This is a genomic window from Novipirellula methanifontis (assembly GCF_052161655.1).
GTDB lineage: Bacteria > Planctomycetota > Planctomycetia > Pirellulales > Pirellulaceae > Novipirellula.
This window is the reverse complement of sequence record NZ_CP197418.1, coordinates 8416326-8435958: the sequence shown is the minus strand read 5'-3', so window position 1 is coordinate 8435958 and position 19633 is coordinate 8416326. Positions and strand designations below refer to the sequence as shown.

Sequence of the window (19633 nt, the reverse complement as noted above, 5' to 3'; positions counted from 1 at the left end):
TTGTGTTTTTTGTAGTGTTTTGGTCGGTCGCAGCAGCATGGTGGAGCGTTGGGAGCCTGCGAGTGAATCGCAACAATAGCTCGGAGGTCGCATCAAACGTGATCCGCGCGAATCCAGCAAAACAAAGTGATATCGTCGAATTTTGGATAGCATTCCGAAGGGAATTTGCTTTTGAATTGAGGCATCGACGAGGCTGACAACATGTAGCTTACCGACACAGTCGTACGCATGCGCTATCCGATTCACCCCTATGTATAGCTTGATGGCATTTTTCCCCCAAGCCCGAAGCTCGAAATATACTGATTACGTTGTCGGAAACTGCCGCTCGCAAGCATCGCCATGGCTTGCCCGCTTTTATCGGTTCTTCATCACTTTTCCCGCGATTCGTTGGCGTTTTCTCCCTTTCAAGCAAATTGCGTCGAGCAGATCGAATAAGCGACGGAGTTGCTAGCAAAAGCAAATTGGTCCTGTTTTTGCAATGATTTCGACCGTGATCGGAGCGTTTGGCAAAGGAACGTTGGCTTTTTCGGCTGTATTTTCCGATCTAATGAGAGGGAGGACGTAAACATGACGGTGAAAGCAGGCTTGTCGCTCCCTCTGTTAGCAATATGTCATTACCCAGCAGGTCGTCTTTACCCATGATGCAGCGAAACGCCACACACGCTGTCCCTCGCTGGATGGTTCCTCGCGGGATCTCGTTTGCTGGGATGCTTGCGTTCCTGCTTGGGACGATGGTGGTTGGGGTAGCCGGGGTGTCTGCGCAAGATGCGGTGGCTCGTCCGCAAGCCAATCGGCCGGCGCAAGACAAAACGCGTTATTGGACGACCGAATGGAATTTTGAGTCGATCGATGTGCAAAAGCTCAATGAGCGTTTGGGAACATTGGGAATCGCGATCCCGATCGAGATGGAAGGGATCGTTTCCGTCAATTTAAACGTCTCGGTCCCTTTGACGGCGCTCACCGACACAAAAAAATATCGACTCGAAGGCCTGGTCCGCTCTTCTCGTTTGAAGTTAGAGCAGTTGGTGCTCGAAGATTTCCAGACGCATGTGCTGTTTGCTGATGGAGTGATGACGGTTGACCAAATCAATGGGCGTTTGATCGACGCCAATCTTCCTCAGTCGGCGAGTCAAGCGAACCGCATCCGCGGTGGCAACGTCAGTGGTTCGGCGACGCTGCAGTTGTCGCCCGTCGGTGACATCGACGCGTCGGTGAAAACCGAGTCAGTGGCGATCCAACCCTTGCATCAATTGATCCTCGCCATACAGTCTCACGATGATCGCCAACCGCTTCATGGCGTTGTGTCGGGCGAGATCCAGTTCCGTGCACCGCTGAAGACGATCCGTGACATCCGCAGTTGGAATGCGACGACCCAATTGCGAATCGATGGACTCGCACGCGGAGACGTGCTGCCGCTAGATGTTCCCACCGCGTCGATCTCGATTGCCGATGGTGTGTTGGTTGCCAATGATCTTCAGATTCGATCGGCACAAGCCGCTGAATTGTCGGCGTCACTGCAAGGGCGAATCGAGTTGAACAAACAGCAGCGGTTCGCCTTTGCGATTCGCGCAAATGATCTTCCGCTGGGAGTTTTGGCACAGCTCGCCGGTGCAAATGAAAATCAATTCGCAGATGGACAAGTGGATTTGGATGCAACAGCGACGGGCGAGTTGGCACAACAAAAGTGGTCGGTGAATGGTCGGGCTGCATCGCCAAATCTAAGCATCGCAGGCGTTCAACTCGGGTTAATTGAGCACACGTTTCTGTTTGATCAGCAACACTTGAAACTCGAACCGATTGCTTCACGCGGCGGGCAAGCTCGCAGCGATCTTATCGTGCAAGACGTTCAAGCCAATTACGAACTCTCCGGTCAACGGTGGTTACTTTCCAATATCGACGCCCATTTGTTTGGCGGCGAGATTTCAGGAAATGCGTCGGTTTCACTCGACAAAAGTGACACCAGCAAGTTGAACTTGAATTGGCAAGGATTGTCGCCGAGCGTCAACGCACAATTGTTTTCGCTAGCCGATGTGGTCATTTCCGCGAGTTCATCGGGCAAGATTGACTGGACGATTCCCGCAGGGGATTGGAGCCGATTGGCCGATCAAACCGGAAATGTGAATGTCCAGCTTGACGCCATCAAAGTGGGGGACGCAAGTGTTGGCGAAATGGATCTTGTGATCTCGAAATCGGCGGACGCTTTGCAACTCGAAGCCGACGGAAATTTGTTCGGGGGTAGTGTCAAAGTTGTCACAAAATCGGACGTGACACGCGACATGACATGGCGTGACTTGTGGCAACGCCCGTCGGAGATCCAATTGTCGTTGGACGGCGTTCGAGTTGAACGGTTCATTGCGATTGTCCCCGATCGAACGCTGGTGTCGCCGCGTTTTCGACAACTTCGCGGGCTCGCGTCTGCGGAAATTGAGTTAACCGGTTCGCTCGGTTCCAATTCCGATGATACACCGATTCAATCAGTTGTGCGGATTAGGCTAGACCATTTGTCGATTGCGTCTGTTCGCATCACACATCGTTTGGATATTGAGCTTCGTACGCGTGGAAGCAAAGTGGATGTCGACAAAGTGGCCGGCATCTACGCGGGTGGTCGGATCAACGCGCGAGGTGAGTGGGATCTTGCGGCGAACGACGGACATATTGATGTCACCATCGCCTCGGTCGACGCATCTCCTTCGATTCGACTGGTGTCGGAAACGGTTGCCAATTTTGTCGAAGGCAAATTGTCGGGCCAATTTCATGTCACCGGCGGCCGATCGATCCGGGCGCGAGGAGCGGTCCAAGCAAGCGATGCGTCGGTAGCCGGTATTCCCGTCGGCGATGCGAACAGCGGACTGATCGCGTCGTACTCGCTAACCAGTGGCCAATGGGACGCTTCGTTTTCGTCGGTTCATGGTGATATCGCTCGCGGACGATTACGTGGCGTTGCAAAGCTGAAATCGTCCTACCGCCCCAATCGTTTTGATATGACCAGCCAATGGTCGTTTGAACGGGTCAATTTCGCGAAGTTTATCGCTGACGCGGGAGGGGGCAGCCTATCGTACGCAAATGGCCAAGTTAAAGGGAAGTTGACGCTTGGCGGGGAAGCAATCGCGAGCAGTGCGGATCTGCGTGGAACGTTTTCAACCGAACTGGATGGCTCGCAAGCGTCGGCGATTCCGGGGCTAAGCGAAGCTCAGCGATTTCTCGGAGCGGTTCCGTTGGCGGGGATTCGCATCGAAGATGGTCGGCTCGATGGAACCATCACGCGGGGGCGAGCACGCATCGATGAATTTGTGCTAAGCAGTCCTCAATTGAAGGTTTGGGCCGATGGCTACGTTCAATTGGACAATTTGCGAATGGATGTCGAGGCAGTCATTTCGACTGGCAACTTTCAAACGAGCCAGTTGATGGAAGTTTATCTGCAAGTCGCCTCGTTTACGTCGCTTTCGCCTGTGGCACTGTTCATTCGCATCAACCAATTGCTCAGCAACCGCACGATTTACGTGGACGTGACTGGCACCCTGTACGATCCCAAACTCCGGTTAAGACCACTGGCGACCCTGCGAGACGAAGTCGCTCGCTACATCGTGTCCGAGGTCTTGGGGATTAACTGTGCCGCATTCGGCTCGGAAAACCCCTTTGACAACCAAAACTAGGGACGCTGGCCAGCGTCCGGTGCGGGAAACGTTGATTTTCTAAGTTGGACGCTCTCTGCGGCGACCCAGTGCTGCGAATCCGCCGCAATTCGAGTGGGCATATCGAGCCACACTCGAAATCGATTTTTGCGAAACCTTTCTGTTTGCGTAGAAATACACGAGCATCTCAATTGCATCGGTGATGCCCCTCTTGTTAGGACGATAAAACCGACTGGATCAATTAAGTCGATTTTTATCTTGCCTTGGGGCCTACCCACCATGTTCCGCACATTTCTACTCCTTCTGTTGATAACGCCATTGGCGGGGTGCAGCGCTCTTGGGCTTTCGTTATTTCCCACCGGTCATTACCTCACCGAGCAAACCGAAGAGGTTCTAAAGCGTTCGCCCAGCACTGCGAAATTGCCGCGTGAGCTGAATCGAACCGTGGTTGCGGCGCATTACCTCGAGCCCGGTGACGTGTTGTTGATCGAAACCGTGAAACTCGACAGCGACGTACGATTGCCGGCGGACCAGCATGTCATGGCTGATGGCAGTATCGATCTGGGCGGCTATGGCCGGGTCGTGGTGGCAGGATTGACGCTCGAAGACGCCGAGGCACTTGTCGAACAGACGCTGGTGGAAGAAGGCGAAGAAGCAACCAAAATCAATATTCGATTGCTCGAAGCGATGCATCGCTTCTATGTGCTTGGCGAAGTCAATTCGCCCGGCAGCTACCCGTTGACCGGATTCGAAACGGTGCTGGACGGGATTTTGGCGGCAGGCGGTTTGACCAGCGATGCGGCTCCTTGCAAACTTTTGCTAGCTCGACCAACCACATCGCATTCCTGTCGTGTAACGTTGCCAGTGTGCTATCGCGAAATCACACAAATGGGTGACACGGCGACCAACTATCAATTGCAGCCAGGCGACCGGATCTATGTCGCCAGTCGTACGTTTTGTGAAGAGCTGATGTTCTGGCAGGCGACGCAAACATGCGATCGTTGCTGCAAATGTCAAACAGCTTGTCCTCATCCCGAAACCGTCAGCACGATTGCACCGGTGATCCCTGGGATGATCGGTGTTCCGATGGCAAGGCAGCCGTTCCCCCAAGAAGTCATGCTTTCGCCTGAATCATGGCAGACGCAATCGGTCCCTTCGGATGACTCCTATTTGAACGTCGAATCGGCACCTTCGTTTCGTTCCAACCTTGAAATGTTACCTTCCGCCGCCGGAACCAGTGATGGCGGCACGGGGCTGGACGAGGCTTCTCAGGAACTCGAATCGAGTCGTATTTTTGTTCCGCGATCGTCAAAGCCACGGACTTCGGCGGGGGCGTCACCCTCACTGGATGGACAACTCGATTTTGCCGAGCCGATGATGGTGCCAAACAGCAATCCGTAGTCGGGCGGCAAACCGCACAGGCTCGCTGCCTCTCGTCGGCTTCTTCCTTTTTGCAACCGTGCTTCCTGGATCGCAGTGGAGGTTTTCGCGTTCGTGAGCTTAATTGCTAGCATTTTCGCTAAGAAATTACTCACGAAATTTTCGCGAAGACGTTTGCTTTGCGTCGCCGGATTGCCTAATATCTCGGCCCAAGATCGAGGGTCTGCCTTTGTGTGTCGCAAATGGCAGACTCATCGTTTCGGTGTGGACGAATTTTGATGGCATTTTGTTGAAAAGGGATTTGAAGACAATGACACGTATTCCATTGAGCCGAGCAGAAGAAGAAGTGCGACTTCGCCGCGAACGATTGGATCTCAGCATTGCCGAGATGGGACTATCCGTTCGAACCACGAATTGTTTGGAAGAGACGGGGATCTTGACGGTCCGCGATCTTTTGAACGCGACCCCACGTCGATTGTTGGGGATCAGCAACTTTGGCGAAAAGACGCTCGAAGAAGTCTACGCTGCACTCGAAGAACTCGGCTTCTATCGTCCTGGTCGCGAAGTCACCGCAGCGGTTTCGTAGACACCTATGCCCCGATTTCCAAAGCCATGGAGCAAAAAGCGGGGCAAACGTAGTTTGGGTCATGCGCTCAGTGGGGTCGCAGGCGAAGCGGTATTTTACGCTTCCCTGTTTCTACTGGGCGTGTTCGGGATTTCGGTCGTATTGATCGCCCGATTTGCGCCCGAGCAAGCACTCGAAGGCTCGTCCGAAACACTTTCGAGTTCGCTTAGTTTTTGGGTCTTCGGAATTCTTTCCTTGGCCGCGATTGCGATTGGCGGCGGCGGGATGTTGATTCGACTAGGCAGTCTAGGGTCGAGTCACGAGCGACGCTCGGCGAATGCCCGTCGCAGCACCGCGAGCGAAATCATCGGCCCTTCGTCGTATGAAGATTCCAAACTGCCCAGTGTGCCGCAAGGCCGCCAGCTGACCGACAGTCCGGGCGAGCGACTGACATACCGATTGGCAATGTCCAACCCGGACGACGGCGGTGTATTAGGGCCATCGTTGCTTGCACTGCTTTGGAACACCGTGTGGTTCGTGCTGTTAGCCGTGGTAGTCTCGGGGCTTTATTACGATCGTCCTCGTCATATCTTGACATTTTTGCTGCTGCCGCTAGGCGGAATTGGCTTTTGGGCGTTCCGTTCTTTCATCGCCCAAGTCCGTCGAATTGCGGGAGTTGGGGCCACAATTGTCGAAATTAGTCACCATCCCTTGATCCCTGGTGACGACTATCGTGTCTATGTTTGCCAAATGGGGCGCTTAAAACTTCGCCGCTTGAAAATTTTCCTATGTTGCGAGGAAGAGACGTTTTATCGCCAGGGAACGGACGTTCGAGTGGAAAAATACGAAGCGTTTAGCCAGGTAATCCTAAATCAGCGGGACGTTGCGGTTGACCCACAGGCCCCCTGGGAACAACAATTAGCCATCGAGCTTCCCGAGAACGTCATGCATTCTTTTGTCGGTTCTCACAATGCAATCCGCTGGAAGATCGTCGTTTCTGGAGAGTCACGTCCTTGGCCATCGTTCTGCCGAAGTTTTCCCGTCATCGTTCATCCACCCGGATTGCCTCCGAAACGCAACCCGCGGTGAGTGTTACGTTGTGTCGTGATGATGCGATGTACGAGGTTGGCGATCAATTGACCGCCCATTGGCGTGTCAGCCGAGTTCCGCTGGACCAGCTGCAAGGCATCGAGATTTCCGTGCTTTGGCACACCGAAGGCAAAGGCGACGAGGATCTGCACGTTCATCACTTCCATCGGCTCGATGAACAACAGTTGCGGCAAGCCGGACTCGCGGGATCTCAGTCGCTGTCCTGCACATTGCCCTACACTCCGCTCAGCTATCACGGCACTTTGATTCGCGTGTGTTGGTGCATTCGAATGCGGTTATTCGTTGCCGGAGCCCGTGAAACGGTGACCGAACAGCCCTTCCATTTGGTGTCGAACCGATTGCGAGCCTACGCTCCATTGGGAACCCAGATGACCACCGACGGCGAAGCGAACGAAACCAAGGTCTCGGCCGATTCCAAAAAGCCATTGGATCTGAAGAAAGGCTTTGTTCATCACAGCCGCTCGAGCCGGTTAGCAACCGCCTCGAATGCCAAGCGATACTAAGCCGCAGGCACCGCGGTGAACTATTTCGCTTCGAATCCGTTTTGTACTCGAATCGTCCGCCCCGGGGCCATCGAGTACACCTTTGATCAACAGGGTGACCTTGGCGACGACGTCGATGGGTTGCTTTCCCGTATCTGCAATACCCGTTACCACTTGATCGTGGGTCCCCATGGCTCGGGAAAATCAACGTTAATTCGCGAGCTGGTTTCGCAGATCGAAAATCGGTTTTCCAAGATTGTTGAAATTCAGCTTCACGATCCTGAACTTTCGCCGCAGCAACCGTTTCGTTCGTGGCTTGGACGCATATTTCGGCATCCCATCCATAAACGACAGATGAGGATCTGCGTTGCCAAACAACAAACCGCAGTGACTGGCGGTGGATTGTTGATCATCGACGGGCTCGAGCAGCTATCTTGGTTCGCAGTCGTCGCGATCCGGTCGCGTGCACGGCGTCAAGGACAAACGGTCTTGGCGACCAGTCATCAGAGCCATCGCGGTTTTGCTGTGTTGCGAAACACGACGCTTGATGCAGGCAAGATCATTGCGTTGACCGAATCTCTGATTGCATCGATAACGGAGTCCGAGCAAACGCTCGTGCGACGCGAACTTGATCGCCGCTCGCTTGGCCCAGAAACGAATCTGCGAGATCTTTGGTTTGATCTTTACGACTTGATAGAAACATCTCGGAGACAACAGTATGCCCGTTCGCTTGACCGTCGTGATTATCCAGTCGCCACCCATTCCTAATTCTTTGCATTCCGAGTCGTCAAACAATCATCGTGGGACCGGATGCAGTGTCGATGCGGTGTTGGGCGAGTTACTTGGACTGCCCGAAATCGACCTGACCCTGGTCAACCGTCTCGAATCGATTTCGATTCCCTCGACGGACCATCTAACGCTCGAGTCGATCACGGGCGATATCGTGGTCTTGGATTGGCAGACGCCTGGTCAGACGTGTCAGTCGCTCCACACGCTTGGGATTGAAGGTACGCGTTGGCCGCATCCCGACGACCTTGACGTCGTTGCCGATCCATCACAGCGGTCGCGTCGAATCTATACATTTGATTTGCGTCAATTTCCAGACTCTAAGAAATTGCGTGAATCGATTTCGCGTCTGCATGCCGCCAAGCAAGTGAAGACGTTTTCGCTGTCGTCTGGGGGATCGTCCACGTTGCCGATCAAGCCCAAGACGCCCTCATCGCAATCTCTCGAGAAAACGGGAAAGGGGGACACTCAGCCGAACCCTCACGTCATGGCACCTGCCACATCACCGCGAATCGTCACGTCCGCCGACCCATCGGACCCTCTCGATGCCTTGGTGGATCAACTGGATGATTTTGATCCATGAATGACCGCGTCGCAGCGAATTGCGGCGTGTTAGTGGATGTTTTTCCGTGGTTACGCCCCTCTTTTTAATCTGTTGATCCGCGTCGTTTGCGACCTCTGGGTGAATTGCCAGCGGCGGTTTGGGGTGATAATCTATTAGGGGAAACCGTCGCCAGGCGGGTAACCGCCTTTCCCTTTTCCATTCTTCGAAAGCAATGTATGTCGGCGATCACCACTCAAGTCGTTAATGATATCTTGTTGGTTGGGTTTACCGACAGCAAGATTCTTGACAGCCAACGAATCGAGCAGGTCGGACGCGATCTTCAAGAGTCTGTCCCTCAAGCGGTTCATAAAAAGATGCTGCTGAATTTTCGCGGTGTCTCGTTCATGTCCTCCGCGATGATCACCAAGTTGGTGATGCTAAACAAGAGTTGCAAAGCGCAAGGGGTTGGACTCAAGTTTTGCGAAGTCTCGCCCAATGTCATGGAAGTCTTCAAAATCACGAAGCTGAACAAGCTGTTTGATATTCAAGAAGGCGAAGAAAAGGCGATGGCTAGCTTCGACAAGAAAGGTTGGTTTGGTTGAGCGCAGCCGACTCTGATTCAACCGACCTCGCGCGATTAGAAAACACGCGTTTGATCGAAGCCGAGCGAGCCGCGATTGGCCACGAGATTCATGACGCGTTATTGCCGCTGATCTTTGGTGCCTCGGCGGGGCTTCATAACTTGATCGATAGGCAAGACCGTTCGCTGGAAGACGCATCGGATCCAGCCGCGAGCCAACGTCGCGAGCAATTAGAAAAGATCTCGCAATGGGTAGATCAGGCGCTACAGAAGGGGCGAGGGATTCTGGGCTCCGCTTATCCCGCCGAACTGGCATATCAGATTTGGTCTACTGCGGCTGCCGAAACATTGGCAAAGATTCTAGATGACGCAGACCAACGTCGGACTCGGGTCCGATGGGATATCTCGGACGCTGCGAACGAGTTATCCGAGGCGGTTGCAACGGCGACCTATCGAATCACGATCGAAGCGATCCGCAACGCTTGTCGCCATGGCAAGGCAACTGAGGTTCTCGTTTCCGCAAGCGTCAATGACGATACATTGACGGTCGTGATCGAGGACAATGGGGTTGGTTTTGATCCCCAGACTGTCTCGCCGGACCGATATGGGATTCGGTCGATGAAGGGACGGGCCGAATTAGTCGGCGGACAACTGACGCTGACCGCAAAGCCAAACTGTCCCACCACCGTCACATTTCGTTGCCGATTGAGTGGCCGATCAAGTGATTGATCGCGGCGATAATTGAACGCGGCGATGTTAGAGCAACTTGAGAAATGATGTAGGCACTCAAAAAGTAGCTGCGTTCGCCAGAACGTGGTCCACCGCGAACGCGACGGTAGCTACATCAATGATGGAAATCCTCTAGGCAGCGTCGCTCGAGTTCATATCTTTTAGCGACTTGCCAAGCCGTTTTTTGTTTGCAGCAGTCGTTTTTCCGCGAGTCCCTTTGGTGGTGGTACCCGTATCGGTTGCCAACAGTGCTGCAACATTCGGATGCAAATCATCGCTGTCGGTCGGCGTGCCAATTTGTTCAATGGCATCGCTAACGCCTAACAGTACCGATTGCCGTACGCCGTCTCGTAACCATTCAAAGAAATTTACGTTCATTCCAACTCTCCGTCCCTGATTTGTTTGCTGATGTTTGTACCGTGGTGCGTCCAAGCCTCGCACGAGTGTGGGTTCTAAGATACGAAACCGGCTAGCGTCTAGACCGATTTCGAAACCCCCACCACCACTGGGTATTAGGCTGCCTGTCTAAATTAGGCTGCGCGAGGGATGGAAAAATCAAGCTTTGCGGCCATGAATCAGGCGGCGCGTCGGATCGGCTCGTTGGTTTCCACAATTCGCTCGGGCATCCGAATGATCGATTCTTCAACGGATCGAACTTCTTCGACCTGATCAATCTCATTGCTATCAAAGACGCATTCCAAGTTGCCCGAATTGGAATAGATTTTTAGTTGATCTTCTTCGATAAACCAAACCGCTCGAAACGCTTCGGTACGAAAACAGCGGCCACAGAAAAAGCCATCGCGAATGAGCAGTGATTCTGACAAAATCGTTGAATGCGCGTTCTCTTGCCCTGCAGCCTCACCCTGGTCGTTGATCCATTGGCAAAGCCGTGTTCGGACAGTTTCCAGGCGTTGAGAGTTTGTCATTCGATGTTCAAATCACGGTCGAATTGGGGGGACATCGCTGTGTCGCGTGGCACGGCGATGAGGAATCCCTGGAAAAGAAATGACTCCGGAATCATGTCTCCGTCCCTGGTGACAATCCGCCGGTCTTTGCTTTTTCGACTCATTGCAATGGTTTCGTTCGATCCATCTCGATTCAAAGGCAATCTGCCCCTAAACTTCCCAAGTTGCCATGCGTTTTTACTTACTTTGCCTTTAGGAATGGTGTTATGCGAGTCTTGTTAGACGAAATGAAATTGAACGAAGGCGTTCTGCGTCTGGCGAGCGAGATCGATCAGTTTTATGGCAACCAGCGACATTTGACGGTGATCGCCGTGATGACGGGCAGTTTGGTGTTGTTTGCTGATCTGATCCGCCGGCTTTCGATGCCACAACGGGTTGGGGTTGTTCAGGCATCGAGCTATCGTGGAGGCACCAAATCGGGCGATCTGCAAGTCGATTCGCAAATGATGATTGACGTTTCCGGACGTGATGTCTTGCTCGTGGACGACATTTTCGACACCGGAAAGACACTCGAACGGCTGCAGCAGATGATGCTTGATTCGGGAGCGACGACGGTCAAAACAGCCGTGCTGTTGCGGAAACAACGTGAGCACTCGGTCGTGATGCGACCCGACTTTGTTGCCTTTGAGATTCCGGACGAATTCGTAGTCGGATACGGATTAGACTATTTAGATATGTATCGCAATCTTCCCTATTTGGCCGTGCTTGAACCAGCCGAGATCGAGGCAACGGCATCGGAATCGCAACCGTGAGTGATCATCCAACCGCCAGATCGCTGAGAGTTTTGTTAGTGGGGCGGCACTTTTGGCCCCACGCGTCGTTTGATGCAGCCGGCTTTTTGGCTCAGCTAGCGACCGATCTCTATCGCAGCGGTGTGCATGTCGAGGTGGTGACGCCCCGCTACGCTGCGTCGTGGCCCGAGCATTTCCAGTTTCGTGAGATTCCCGTTCACCGACCCGCAGCGGCCCCTCGCAGCGATTGGTCGATGGGACGCTACGTGCGGCATTTGACGACCTGGCTCAAAGAACACAGTGCGTCGTTTGATTTGATTGTGGCCGATTCAATTCGCGAGGAATCTCAGGCTGTCGTCGAAGCCGCCGCTGCTGCTGGCATCGCCTCGGTCCTCGTTTCGGCGGGCTGGGGTGACGAAAGTGATCCCTCGTGGTGGCAAACGTCGCGTAGCGCCCGTCGTTGTGCCGCCACTGCGAAAGAGGCCGATGCGATCATTGTCAAAAACGCCCAGGCCGAACGATTGATGATCGCCCAAGGTTTTCCGCAAGCAATGCTGCACCGAATCGAGATTGGGTTTACCAGTAGCGTTCATAATCTCGAAGATACTCGCGTCGCTGCACGCGCCCGCTTGGGGGCGGTCAATTCGGACTTGTCCACCATGCCCGACTCTGAGGTTGTGTTATGCACGGGCAGAATGCAAAAGAAGGGAGCGATGGATATTTTGGCATCCGCCGCTCGGCATCTGATTGCCGGCCGTCCCGATTTGCGGATTTGGTTCGTGGGCGATGGGCCCGAACGCCAATCGTTGTACGATTTTTTGCGTGCCGATGGCGTGCGAAATTCGATTGCAATGCCGGGGTCGTTTGTTGACGCCAGCGATCTGATGATGGCGGCCGACGTTTTTGTTCATGCGGATCATCAAGGACTCGATTTTGCCTTACCCTCGGCAGTTTCTGTGGGGTTGCCGATTGTGGCGGCAGAAATGGCGGAGGTGCGTTCGCTACTAACGCCCGTGGGGAAACCGATCAAACGAATTGGGGCTACGTCCGCTTTTGTTGATGACGATGATCTGGCCAGCGAAAACAGTGATCACGCTGACGAGAATGTGGCCGACGAGGATGTGGCTTGGTTTACGCCCGCTAAGGCAAAATCCATTCGAATCGCGATCCGGCAGACCCTCGATGGCTTGCCCGCTGCGAGGCAGCGGGCATTGCAGCTTCGCCGTGATCTCGTTCGATCGCGTCCGCAAAGCAAGGCCATCGAAGCATATATCGATTTAATGACACGGGTCGTTCACGCAAAATCGGCAGGTAAATTGCGAGCTAGCAATAAATCCAGTTCGATCGAGACTGCGTCATGAGCCGACGTATCGTATTGGTGATTCCCACGATGGACCGTGGCGGGGCCGAAAAACAACTCTGCTTGTTGGCCGAGCATCTGCCGCGTGATCAGTTCGATGTGCACGTAATCTTGCTGACCCGCGACGGGCCGCGTAGTGAGTCGCTGCGCTCAGCCGGCATCCCGGTCACCGTGATCGGCAAACGATTTAAAGCGGATCCGTCGGCACTGTTTCGCCTTCGCCGAGAATTGGTCCGGTTAAAACCCGACGTTGTTCACACCTGGATTTTTGCAGCCAATAGCTTCGGCCGCGCCGCCGCTCGACTTGCGCGAGTACCAACGATCATGGCTAGCGAGCGGTGTGTCGATCCTTGGAAAACGGAAACTCACTTTTTTGTGGATCGTCGGCTCGCAAAATTTACGGATGCGATCACAACCAACAGCACCGGAGTGGTCGATTTCTATGCCGCTCATGGGATCGATCGAGACAAGTTTTGCGTCATTCCCAACGGCATCGAGCCTTTGTCCAAGCAGCGAATCGAGCGTGACGAAGCGTTTGCTCGTTTGCAGGTGCCCGTCGATCGCAAGTTAATCTTGGCGGTTGGCCGGCTGTGGCCTCAGAAACGCTATCGCGATTTAATTTGGGCCGCGGAGTTACTTGGGTCAACTCGCGACGATACCACGCTGGTGATCCTTGGTGACGGGCCTCAACGCGGCGAGCTGCTGCGTTTTCGAGATTCGGTGACGATCCCCGAGCGAGTTCGTTTTGCGGGGGCACGCAACGATGTTTCCGAATTGCTGCCCCACGCCGATGCGTTTTGGATCGGCAGCGAATACGAGGGGCAGAGCAATTCGGTGATCGAAGCGATGCAGGCCGCCGTTCCCGTGATCGCATCGGACATCCCGGGGAACCGAGATTTAGTCGTCCCCGGCGTTACAGGAATGCTTGTGTCGATGGGAGATACCGCCGATTTTGCACGCCAAACGATAACGCTGCTGGAATCGCCTGAACGAGGCGAAAGTCTGGGAAAAGCGGCCAAAAAACGGATCGAAACGGAGTTCACCGTCGATGCGATGGTGCGACGTCATGCCGAGCTGTATTTGCGATCCTGATGTCGTAGTCGCGATCCGAATGACGCACGCTAAACAGTGTTCGGCTACGATTCTGATAGCAAATCACCGGGGATTCTTGGTAAGAGGTTCCGTTCGTAACGATCAGGAGACGACAGGTGCGCCAAAAATGTTCCCAAAACGGCATTTTGACTCAATTCTTCGTTGAGCCGCTCGCTTAGACAGATACCATCGATCTTGTGCAAAGCGTCGTGCACATCGTGATCGTCGAATTCACTTGGAATCATTTCCCCGAATTTTAGATTGCTCACGTTCTTCCCACGAAGTCTACTACCCCCATCAGGTACCGCCATCTATGGATATGAGCGAGACAAGCCAACCGACAATTGATGAAGTCGATTTGCTGTTGGCGAATGCCCGCTTGCGTGACGAGCTCGAGCCGTATCGTGACGAATCGATCGATAGCTCGTCGATGCACCGGATGCCCTTGCAAACTGAAAACGAATACCTGGCTTCGATGTTGGCTTGGGAACGTGCTCCTGCACTTCCCATCACATCTTGGTTTAGCCCTCCGATGCAATTGCCGAGTCCTGATTCGGTTTCCGACAGCACGCTACCCCGTCTGCTTGCGAACACAATCGAGCGTTTGTATTCCGAACACGTGGTGTTGAAGTTCACGGATCACTTGTCGGATCGCGAGCTGTACAAGATCATCTATCGCGACATCATGCCTTCGTGTGAAAAGAAACTCGACATTCCTGGCAAGTTCCTGGAATGGCGATGTGTCGAAGACAACGAAACTTGGTTGCGTTTTTACGCTAATGCAGTCGACCGACGTCGTTTTCAAGAAGAGCATGACGTGGCCCTGCCGGCCGCAGAAGAACCGAAGTTCAAGCGGAACCTGCCTGGCAATTAGCCTTTGCGGTAGATCCACATGCACGCCAGTGCTGAAACGGCATCTTTCCAGCCGATCTTTTTGCCTTCGTCATAGCCGCGGCTATCGTAGCTGGTTGGAACTTCGAGTACGCGTACTTTCTTCGCGGCAATCTTTGCCGTGATCTCGGGTTCAAATCCGAACCGAGTCTCTTTCAGTGAAATGCCTCGCAGCATTTCACCGTCGAACGCTTTGTGGCATGTCTCCATGTCGCTCAATCGCAATCCGGTCATCAGGTTGCTTAGCATCGTGAGCGTCCAATTGCCCATACGGTGCACCCATGACGGATCGGTGGATCCATCCAGGTAACGCGAGCCGTAGACGACGTCGGCGTTGCCATCCAGAATCGGCCAGACAACGCGTAGTAGTGTCGCGGGATCATATTCAAGATCAGCGTCTTGGATCGCCACCACGCCACCCTGGCTGTGTCGGATCGCCAATCGGACCGCAGAACCTTTGCCGTGATTGCATCGGCGACGAATGATGGTGCGGTTGGCACGTGGCGGCAAACTGCTTAGCCACTCGCTGGTGCCATCGCTGCTGCCATCATCGACAATGATGATTTCCGTCGAGCGAGGCATCACCTCATCAATGCGATCAAGCACTTTAGGCAGTGTCTCACGTTCGTTGTAGACCGGAACGATAATCGTCAAGTCGTAGTGATCCAGCGGTTGGACGCTATTTGCCGCGATCGCGGCTTCGGCGATAAAGTCGAGAGTCTCTTCAGTGCGTCGAATGACCTCTTCGATCGGATCGACTAGATCGAGACTCCATGTTTCGCGGTTGCCTGAGGGGACGCTCTCTGCCGGGTCACGACTCTCAATCGCAGATTGTCTCGGTGCAGCGTCTTTGATTGCAACGGTGTTCGTCGTAAACATCAAGTCGGCAAAGTTATCGGATTCGGTTGGCATGCTGAGCTCGTACGCAGGCGGTGATAGCGAAGGGACGATCGATCCTTCCAATGTAAATTTGGGACATCAAAATCACCCGAGTCGAGAAATTTGCCGCAACCGGCCGAATCCCGCTTCTCGGAACCGTCGGCGATGCCGATTGAAACGATTGTGCCGACGGGCGGTCTGCAGGGATTGGGGGGGCGGTGTCCCCGTCTAGATTCGAGCCCCCCGGGCACGCAGATTGGGGCTGGACTTGGTTGCAAAATGAGAGGGGAGGTAACCGCCGTCCGTAGCCGTGGTTTTTTGCAGGGCTGTCGTCACTAGGTCCGATCGATTTTCGCTGGTCCGCTAGGACGCTGCGAGTGGCGTCCGTTACATTGTCTGCTCGTCGGAGATGACGTTACGCTCGATTTCCCGTTGCCAGTCCGCGGATCAGTGCGGTGTTCCTTCCCAACATGACGAACCTTTTGTCTTGGCAAAACTAACGCGAAATAGAACCAACGCGAAGCAAAACTATGGACCTACTGCTTTATCTTGCCCTTGTTCCTGCGCTTGGCGTGACTGCCCAATGGATCGCTTGGCGGACGGGATTGCCCGGCATCTTGCTGCTGCTGTTATTCGGAGTGTTACTCGGACAATTTGTTCAGCCGGACGCGTTTCTGGCTGAGTTGACCGGAGGCGACGTCGCCAAAGCGGGGCCCGAGCTGCTGTTTCCGATCGTCTCGCTGTCCGTTGCCGTGATCATGTTCGAAGGCGGCTTGTCACTCAAATTCCATGAATTGCGCGAAGCCGGAAGTGCCGCGCTTCGTTTGGTAACGCTTGGCGCCGTGATCACGTTCTTTGGAACATCCACGGCGGCCCATTATATTCTTGGCCTCGCTTGGCCGATCAGCCTGCTACTCGGAGCGATCTTGATCGTGACCGGTCCGACGGTGATTGGTCCCTTGCTGCGTCAGGTTCGACCCACCCGACGTGTGGCATCGACGTTGAAATGGGAAGGCATTGTGATCGATCCAATCGGTGCAGTTTTGGCCGTATTGGTGTTCGAAAATGTCTTGGTCCATTCATCAGAGCCCGACATCAGCTCGGCATTTTTCATGCTTTCCAAAACGATCATTGTCGGGATGGGACTCGGTTGTGCCGGCGGCGCATTTCTGTCCACCGCATTTCGTCGCTACTGGATTCCCGATCAATTGCACGGCATCGGAACACTCTCGGTGGGGTTGTTGCTGTACGCAATTAGCAACCATTTGGCGCATGAATCGGGGCTGATCACCGTCACCGTGATGGGAATTTGGCTGACAAATCAGCATCATTTTGACATCGAACACATTATCGAACTCAAAGAGAACTTGAGGACGCTCTTGATTGGGTGTCTGTTCATTGTGCTAGGTTCGCGAGTCGTGATTGATGATGTGATTGCACATGGATGGCACGGCATCCTATTCTTGCTCTTGATGATCCTGGTCATTCGCCCTATCTCGGTGTTTGTCTCGCTATGGAGATCGCCACTGAATTGGCGTGAGCAGGCATTTGTTGCATCGCTTGCACCGCGCGGGATCGTCGCCGCAGCGGTCAGTAGCGTTTTTGCACTCGAGCTAGAACGCAAAAGCGGCTCTTTTGATCTCGTCGGTTCAGATCAACTTGCCACGTTGACGTTTCTTGTGATTGTGGGGACCGTTGCCGTTTACGGATTGGCGGCATCGCCGATCGCCAAACTGTTAGGACTTGCCGATGAAAAATCCAATGGAATTTTGATGGTGGGGGCCGATCGCTGGGTCCGAGATTTTGCCGAAGAACTAAAAGAGGTCGGTGTGCCGGTGACCCTGGTCGACACTAATTACAACAAAGTTTCGCAGGCTCGGGTCGCAGGTTTGCGTGCCGAGTGTATGAATATTCTCAACGAGCACGCACGCCAGGATCTCTCGATCGCAGGCATCGGGCGGTTTATGGCCATGACTCCCAATGACGAGGTAAACTCGCTCGCCGTTCGCGAGTGCCGAGGGATGTTTGAACGAGCCCAGCTGTATCAGTTGAATTTCACGGTTAAAAACACAACATCTAGACGTGAAATGACGAGCAATCCATTGGGACGGCAACTTTTTCGAGAAGGACTGACGTTCTCGAAAATTCGCGAATTGCATGAATCCGGTGCCCTCTTCAAGGCCACCAAATTGACGGAAAGTTTCACCTACGCCGATTTCGTTCGGCGGTATAATGATTCACCGGAATTGTTGGGTGTCATTCAAAGTGACGGTACACCGCTGCTCAATACGGTCACCGATCCGTTGAAACCAGAGCCTGGCCAGACGGTGGTTTGTCTTGTCACTTCAGTTCCGATTCCTCAAGAGCATGTGGCGATGGATCCGGAAATCAAGGCGGCGAAAGAATAAGATTTTTTCCGGTTGGGCTTCTTCATTGACACGCCTGCTTGATTCCGTAAGCCTCTCTTCTCTTCCTCTTTTTATCGTTTCTTATTGATGCTGATTCCTCCGTTCACATTGCTGCTGGCCCTGCTTCCGCTGATTGGTTACCTGTTGTTAATTGGGGGCATTCGAGCGTCCGGCCGGGCATTGATCACAACCGGACCACGCGATGTGGCGGCGATCGGGATCGCGGTCAGCGGGCTTGTTGCGGTCGGTCCTGTTGAATTGTTCTTTCCCACTCCTGCGGCCAGCATGTTTGGTCCTTGGGTTTGGTTCGCGATTGCCGCGTTTTACTTTCTCTGTTTGTCGCTTATCGCTATCACAAGCACTCCAAAGCTGGTGATCTATGGCCGCTCGGCTGACCAAGTCTTTCCGCCGTTGCTGCAAGCCGCTCGGCAGCTTGACCCTGCCGCAACCGGTGACGCGACCGGTTTGCGAATTGTCATGCCGACGATCAAAGTCCAACTGCGAATTGATGGCCAAGCCGGAGCTGATTCGGCCCAGATTTTTGCCTTTGAACCCAATTTGACGTCTCAGTTTTGGTATCAATTGCAGGCTCATCTCCGCACGCAAGTGCCGAAGCAACCGGTGCCACGCAATTTGGGGGGCGTTTCGATGCTGCTGGCGGCCGCTTGTCTCGTCGGACTTTTGCTTTGGCACAGTTCCGGGCGAGAAGAGCTTGTGGTTGAGGGCTTTCGTAAATGGCTATGGCGATGAAATAATGCCGCTCGTCTTTCAATTCACTCTCTTATGGTCTGTCCCCAATCCAGGGCAGGTACTCTGATGCTCGCAAAAGAAGTTAAAACCGGATCGGTTATTGTTCACGAAGGCAATCCGATCGTCATCATTTCGCTCTGGGTTCAATCGCCGTCCGCTCGTGGTGCTGCGACGTTGTATAAATTCCGCGGCCGTAATGTCGTCACGCGAAATAAAATCGACGTCACCTTCAAAGGGACCGATGTGGTCGCCGAAGCGGATTTTTCTAAACGCAATGTGCAATTGATGTACACCGATCCCACTCACATGTACGTGATGGATCAGGAAAGCTTTCTGCAATACGATTTGCCAATCGAAGATGTCGAAGAGCAGATCCCCTACATCACCGAGGGACTCGAGGGAATTCGCGCCCTGGTCTACAACGACGAGTGTGTCGGGATCGAATTGCCGGCGTCCGTCGAATTGACGATCAAGCAGTGTGACCCAAGCATCAAAGGCAACTCAGCGACCGCGCGATCCAAGCCCGCGACGCTGGAAACCGATCTTGTGATTCAAGTTCCCGAGTACATCAAAGAAGGGGAACGCATCAAAGTGGATACGCGAACGGGCGAATTCTTGTCGCGTGCTTAATGCATGCGTTCGATGCCACATATAGCGGCACCAAACGAGTGGTTTAGGTAGCGGTGCGGCGCAAGCCGCCCGGTCTAAATCGACGTTTTTATTAGCTTCAACCGGGCGGCTCGCGCCGC

The 19633-nt window shown here is 53.8% G+C and carries 19 protein-coding genes; 16 read left to right on the top strand and 3 right to left on the bottom strand.

Annotated elements, in window-relative coordinates:
- Positions 1-638 precede the first annotated feature (638 nt).
- The 9 genes from SH528x_RS29965 to SH528x_RS29925 all read left to right on the top strand — a co-directional run bounded on the left by SH528x_RS29965 (position 639) and on the right by SH528x_RS29925 (position 9808).
- Positions 639-3653, top strand: a complete 3015-nt coding sequence (locus SH528x_RS29965) for a hypothetical protein (RefSeq protein ID WP_442507096.1) — start codon at positions 639-641, stop codon at positions 3651-3653.
- Between the two features lie 258 nt (positions 3654-3911).
- On the top strand, positions 3912-5033 hold the full coding sequence (locus tag SH528x_RS29960) for a polysaccharide biosynthesis/export family protein (RefSeq protein WP_442507095.1): 1122 nt from the start codon (positions 3912-3914) through the stop codon (positions 5031-5033).
- 289 nt (positions 5034-5322) lie between these two features.
- Positions 5323-5598 carry a DNA-directed RNA polymerase subunit alpha C-terminal domain-containing protein gene (locus SH528x_RS29955; RefSeq protein WP_442507094.1) on the top strand — a complete coding sequence of 92 codons (276 nt, stop codon included), beginning with the start codon at positions 5323-5325 and terminating at the stop codon, positions 5596-5598.
- Between the two features lie 6 nt (positions 5599-5604).
- Entirely contained in the window at positions 5605-6666 is a 1062-nt protein-coding gene (locus SH528x_RS29950) for a hypothetical protein (protein WP_442507093.1), read from the top strand.
- Entirely contained in the window at positions 6663-7190 is a 528-nt protein-coding gene (locus SH528x_RS29945; RefSeq protein ID WP_442507092.1) for a hypothetical protein, read from the top strand. Before SH528x_RS29950 ends, SH528x_RS29945 begins: the two co-directional genes overlap by 4 nt.
- 15 nt (positions 7191-7205) lie before the next feature.
- Positions 7206-7937, top strand: a complete 732-nt coding sequence (locus SH528x_RS29940; RefSeq protein ID WP_442507091.1) for an ATP-binding cassette domain-containing protein — start codon at positions 7206-7208, stop codon at positions 7935-7937.
- Positions 7888-8538, top strand: a complete 651-nt coding sequence (locus SH528x_RS29935; protein WP_442507090.1) for a hypothetical protein — start codon at positions 7888-7890, stop codon at positions 8536-8538. Before SH528x_RS29940 ends, SH528x_RS29935 begins: the two co-directional genes overlap by 50 nt.
- 197 nt (positions 8539-8735) lie before the next feature.
- Positions 8736-9101, top strand: coding sequence for an STAS domain-containing protein (locus tag SH528x_RS29930; RefSeq protein WP_442507089.1), 366 nt, complete (start codon positions 8736-8738; stop codon positions 9099-9101).
- Positions 9098-9808, top strand: coding sequence for a sensor histidine kinase (locus tag SH528x_RS29925; RefSeq protein WP_442507088.1), 711 nt, complete (start codon positions 9098-9100; stop codon positions 9806-9808). Before SH528x_RS29930 ends, SH528x_RS29925 begins: the two co-directional genes overlap by 4 nt.
- A gap of 132 nt (positions 9809-9940) precedes the next feature.
- Here the strand turns inward: SH528x_RS29925 and SH528x_RS29920 are convergent, their stop codons facing one another.
- Positions 9941-10186: a hypothetical protein gene (locus SH528x_RS29920; RefSeq protein ID WP_442507087.1), complete on the bottom strand. Its 246-nt coding sequence runs from the start codon at positions 10184-10186 to the stop codon at positions 9941-9943.
- Positions 10187-10383: 197 nt separating this feature from the next.
- On the bottom strand, positions 10384-10734 hold the full coding sequence (locus tag SH528x_RS29915) for a hypothetical protein (protein ID WP_442507086.1): 351 nt from the start codon (positions 10732-10734) through the stop codon (positions 10384-10386).
- Between the two features lie 245 nt (positions 10735-10979).
- On the opposite strand from SH528x_RS29915, the gene hpt reads away from it, so the two are divergent.
- From hpt to SH528x_RS29895, 4 genes are all read left to right on the top strand, one after another.
- Positions 10980-11525, top strand: a complete 546-nt coding sequence (gene hpt / locus SH528x_RS29910; RefSeq protein ID WP_442507085.1) for a hypoxanthine phosphoribosyltransferase — start codon at positions 10980-10982, stop codon at positions 11523-11525.
- Positions 11522-12865, top strand: a complete 1344-nt coding sequence (locus SH528x_RS29905; RefSeq protein ID WP_442507084.1) for a glycosyltransferase — start codon at positions 11522-11524, stop codon at positions 12863-12865. Before hpt ends, SH528x_RS29905 begins: the two co-directional genes overlap by 4 nt.
- Positions 12862-13956, top strand: a complete 1095-nt coding sequence (locus SH528x_RS29900) for a glycosyltransferase family 4 protein (protein WP_442507083.1) — start codon at positions 12862-12864, stop codon at positions 13954-13956. Before SH528x_RS29905 ends, SH528x_RS29900 begins: the two co-directional genes overlap by 4 nt.
- 313 nt (positions 13957-14269) lie before the next feature.
- Positions 14270-14830: a hypothetical protein gene (locus tag SH528x_RS29895; RefSeq protein ID WP_442507082.1), complete on the top strand. Its 561-nt coding sequence runs from the start codon at positions 14270-14272 to the stop codon at positions 14828-14830.
- On the opposite strand, the gene SH528x_RS29890 is transcribed toward SH528x_RS29895, so the two are convergent.
- Positions 14827-15759, bottom strand: a complete 933-nt coding sequence (locus SH528x_RS29890) for a glycosyltransferase family 2 protein (RefSeq protein ID WP_442507081.1) — start codon at positions 15757-15759, stop codon at positions 14827-14829. The two genes, SH528x_RS29895 and SH528x_RS29890, sit on opposite strands and share 4 nt — an antisense overlap.
- Positions 15760-16256: 497 nt before the next feature.
- On the opposite strand from SH528x_RS29890, the gene SH528x_RS29885 reads away from it, so the two are divergent.
- From SH528x_RS29885 to SH528x_RS29875, 3 genes are all read left to right on the top strand, one after another.
- Complete coding sequence (locus SH528x_RS29885; protein ID WP_442507080.1) at positions 16257-18134, top strand: cation:proton antiporter; 1878 nt, start codon at positions 16257-16259, stop codon at positions 18132-18134.
- Positions 18135-18221: 87 nt separating this feature from the next.
- The gene (locus SH528x_RS29880; protein ID WP_442507079.1) at positions 18222-18884 is read left to right on the top strand and encodes a hypothetical protein; all 663 of its coding nucleotides are present in this window, start codon (positions 18222-18224) and stop codon (positions 18882-18884) included.
- A 66-nt stretch (positions 18885-18950) separates the two neighbouring features.
- Positions 18951-19514, top strand: coding sequence for an elongation factor P (locus tag SH528x_RS29875; protein WP_442507078.1), 564 nt, complete (start codon positions 18951-18953; stop codon positions 19512-19514).
- Positions 19515-19633 lie beyond the last annotated feature (119 nt).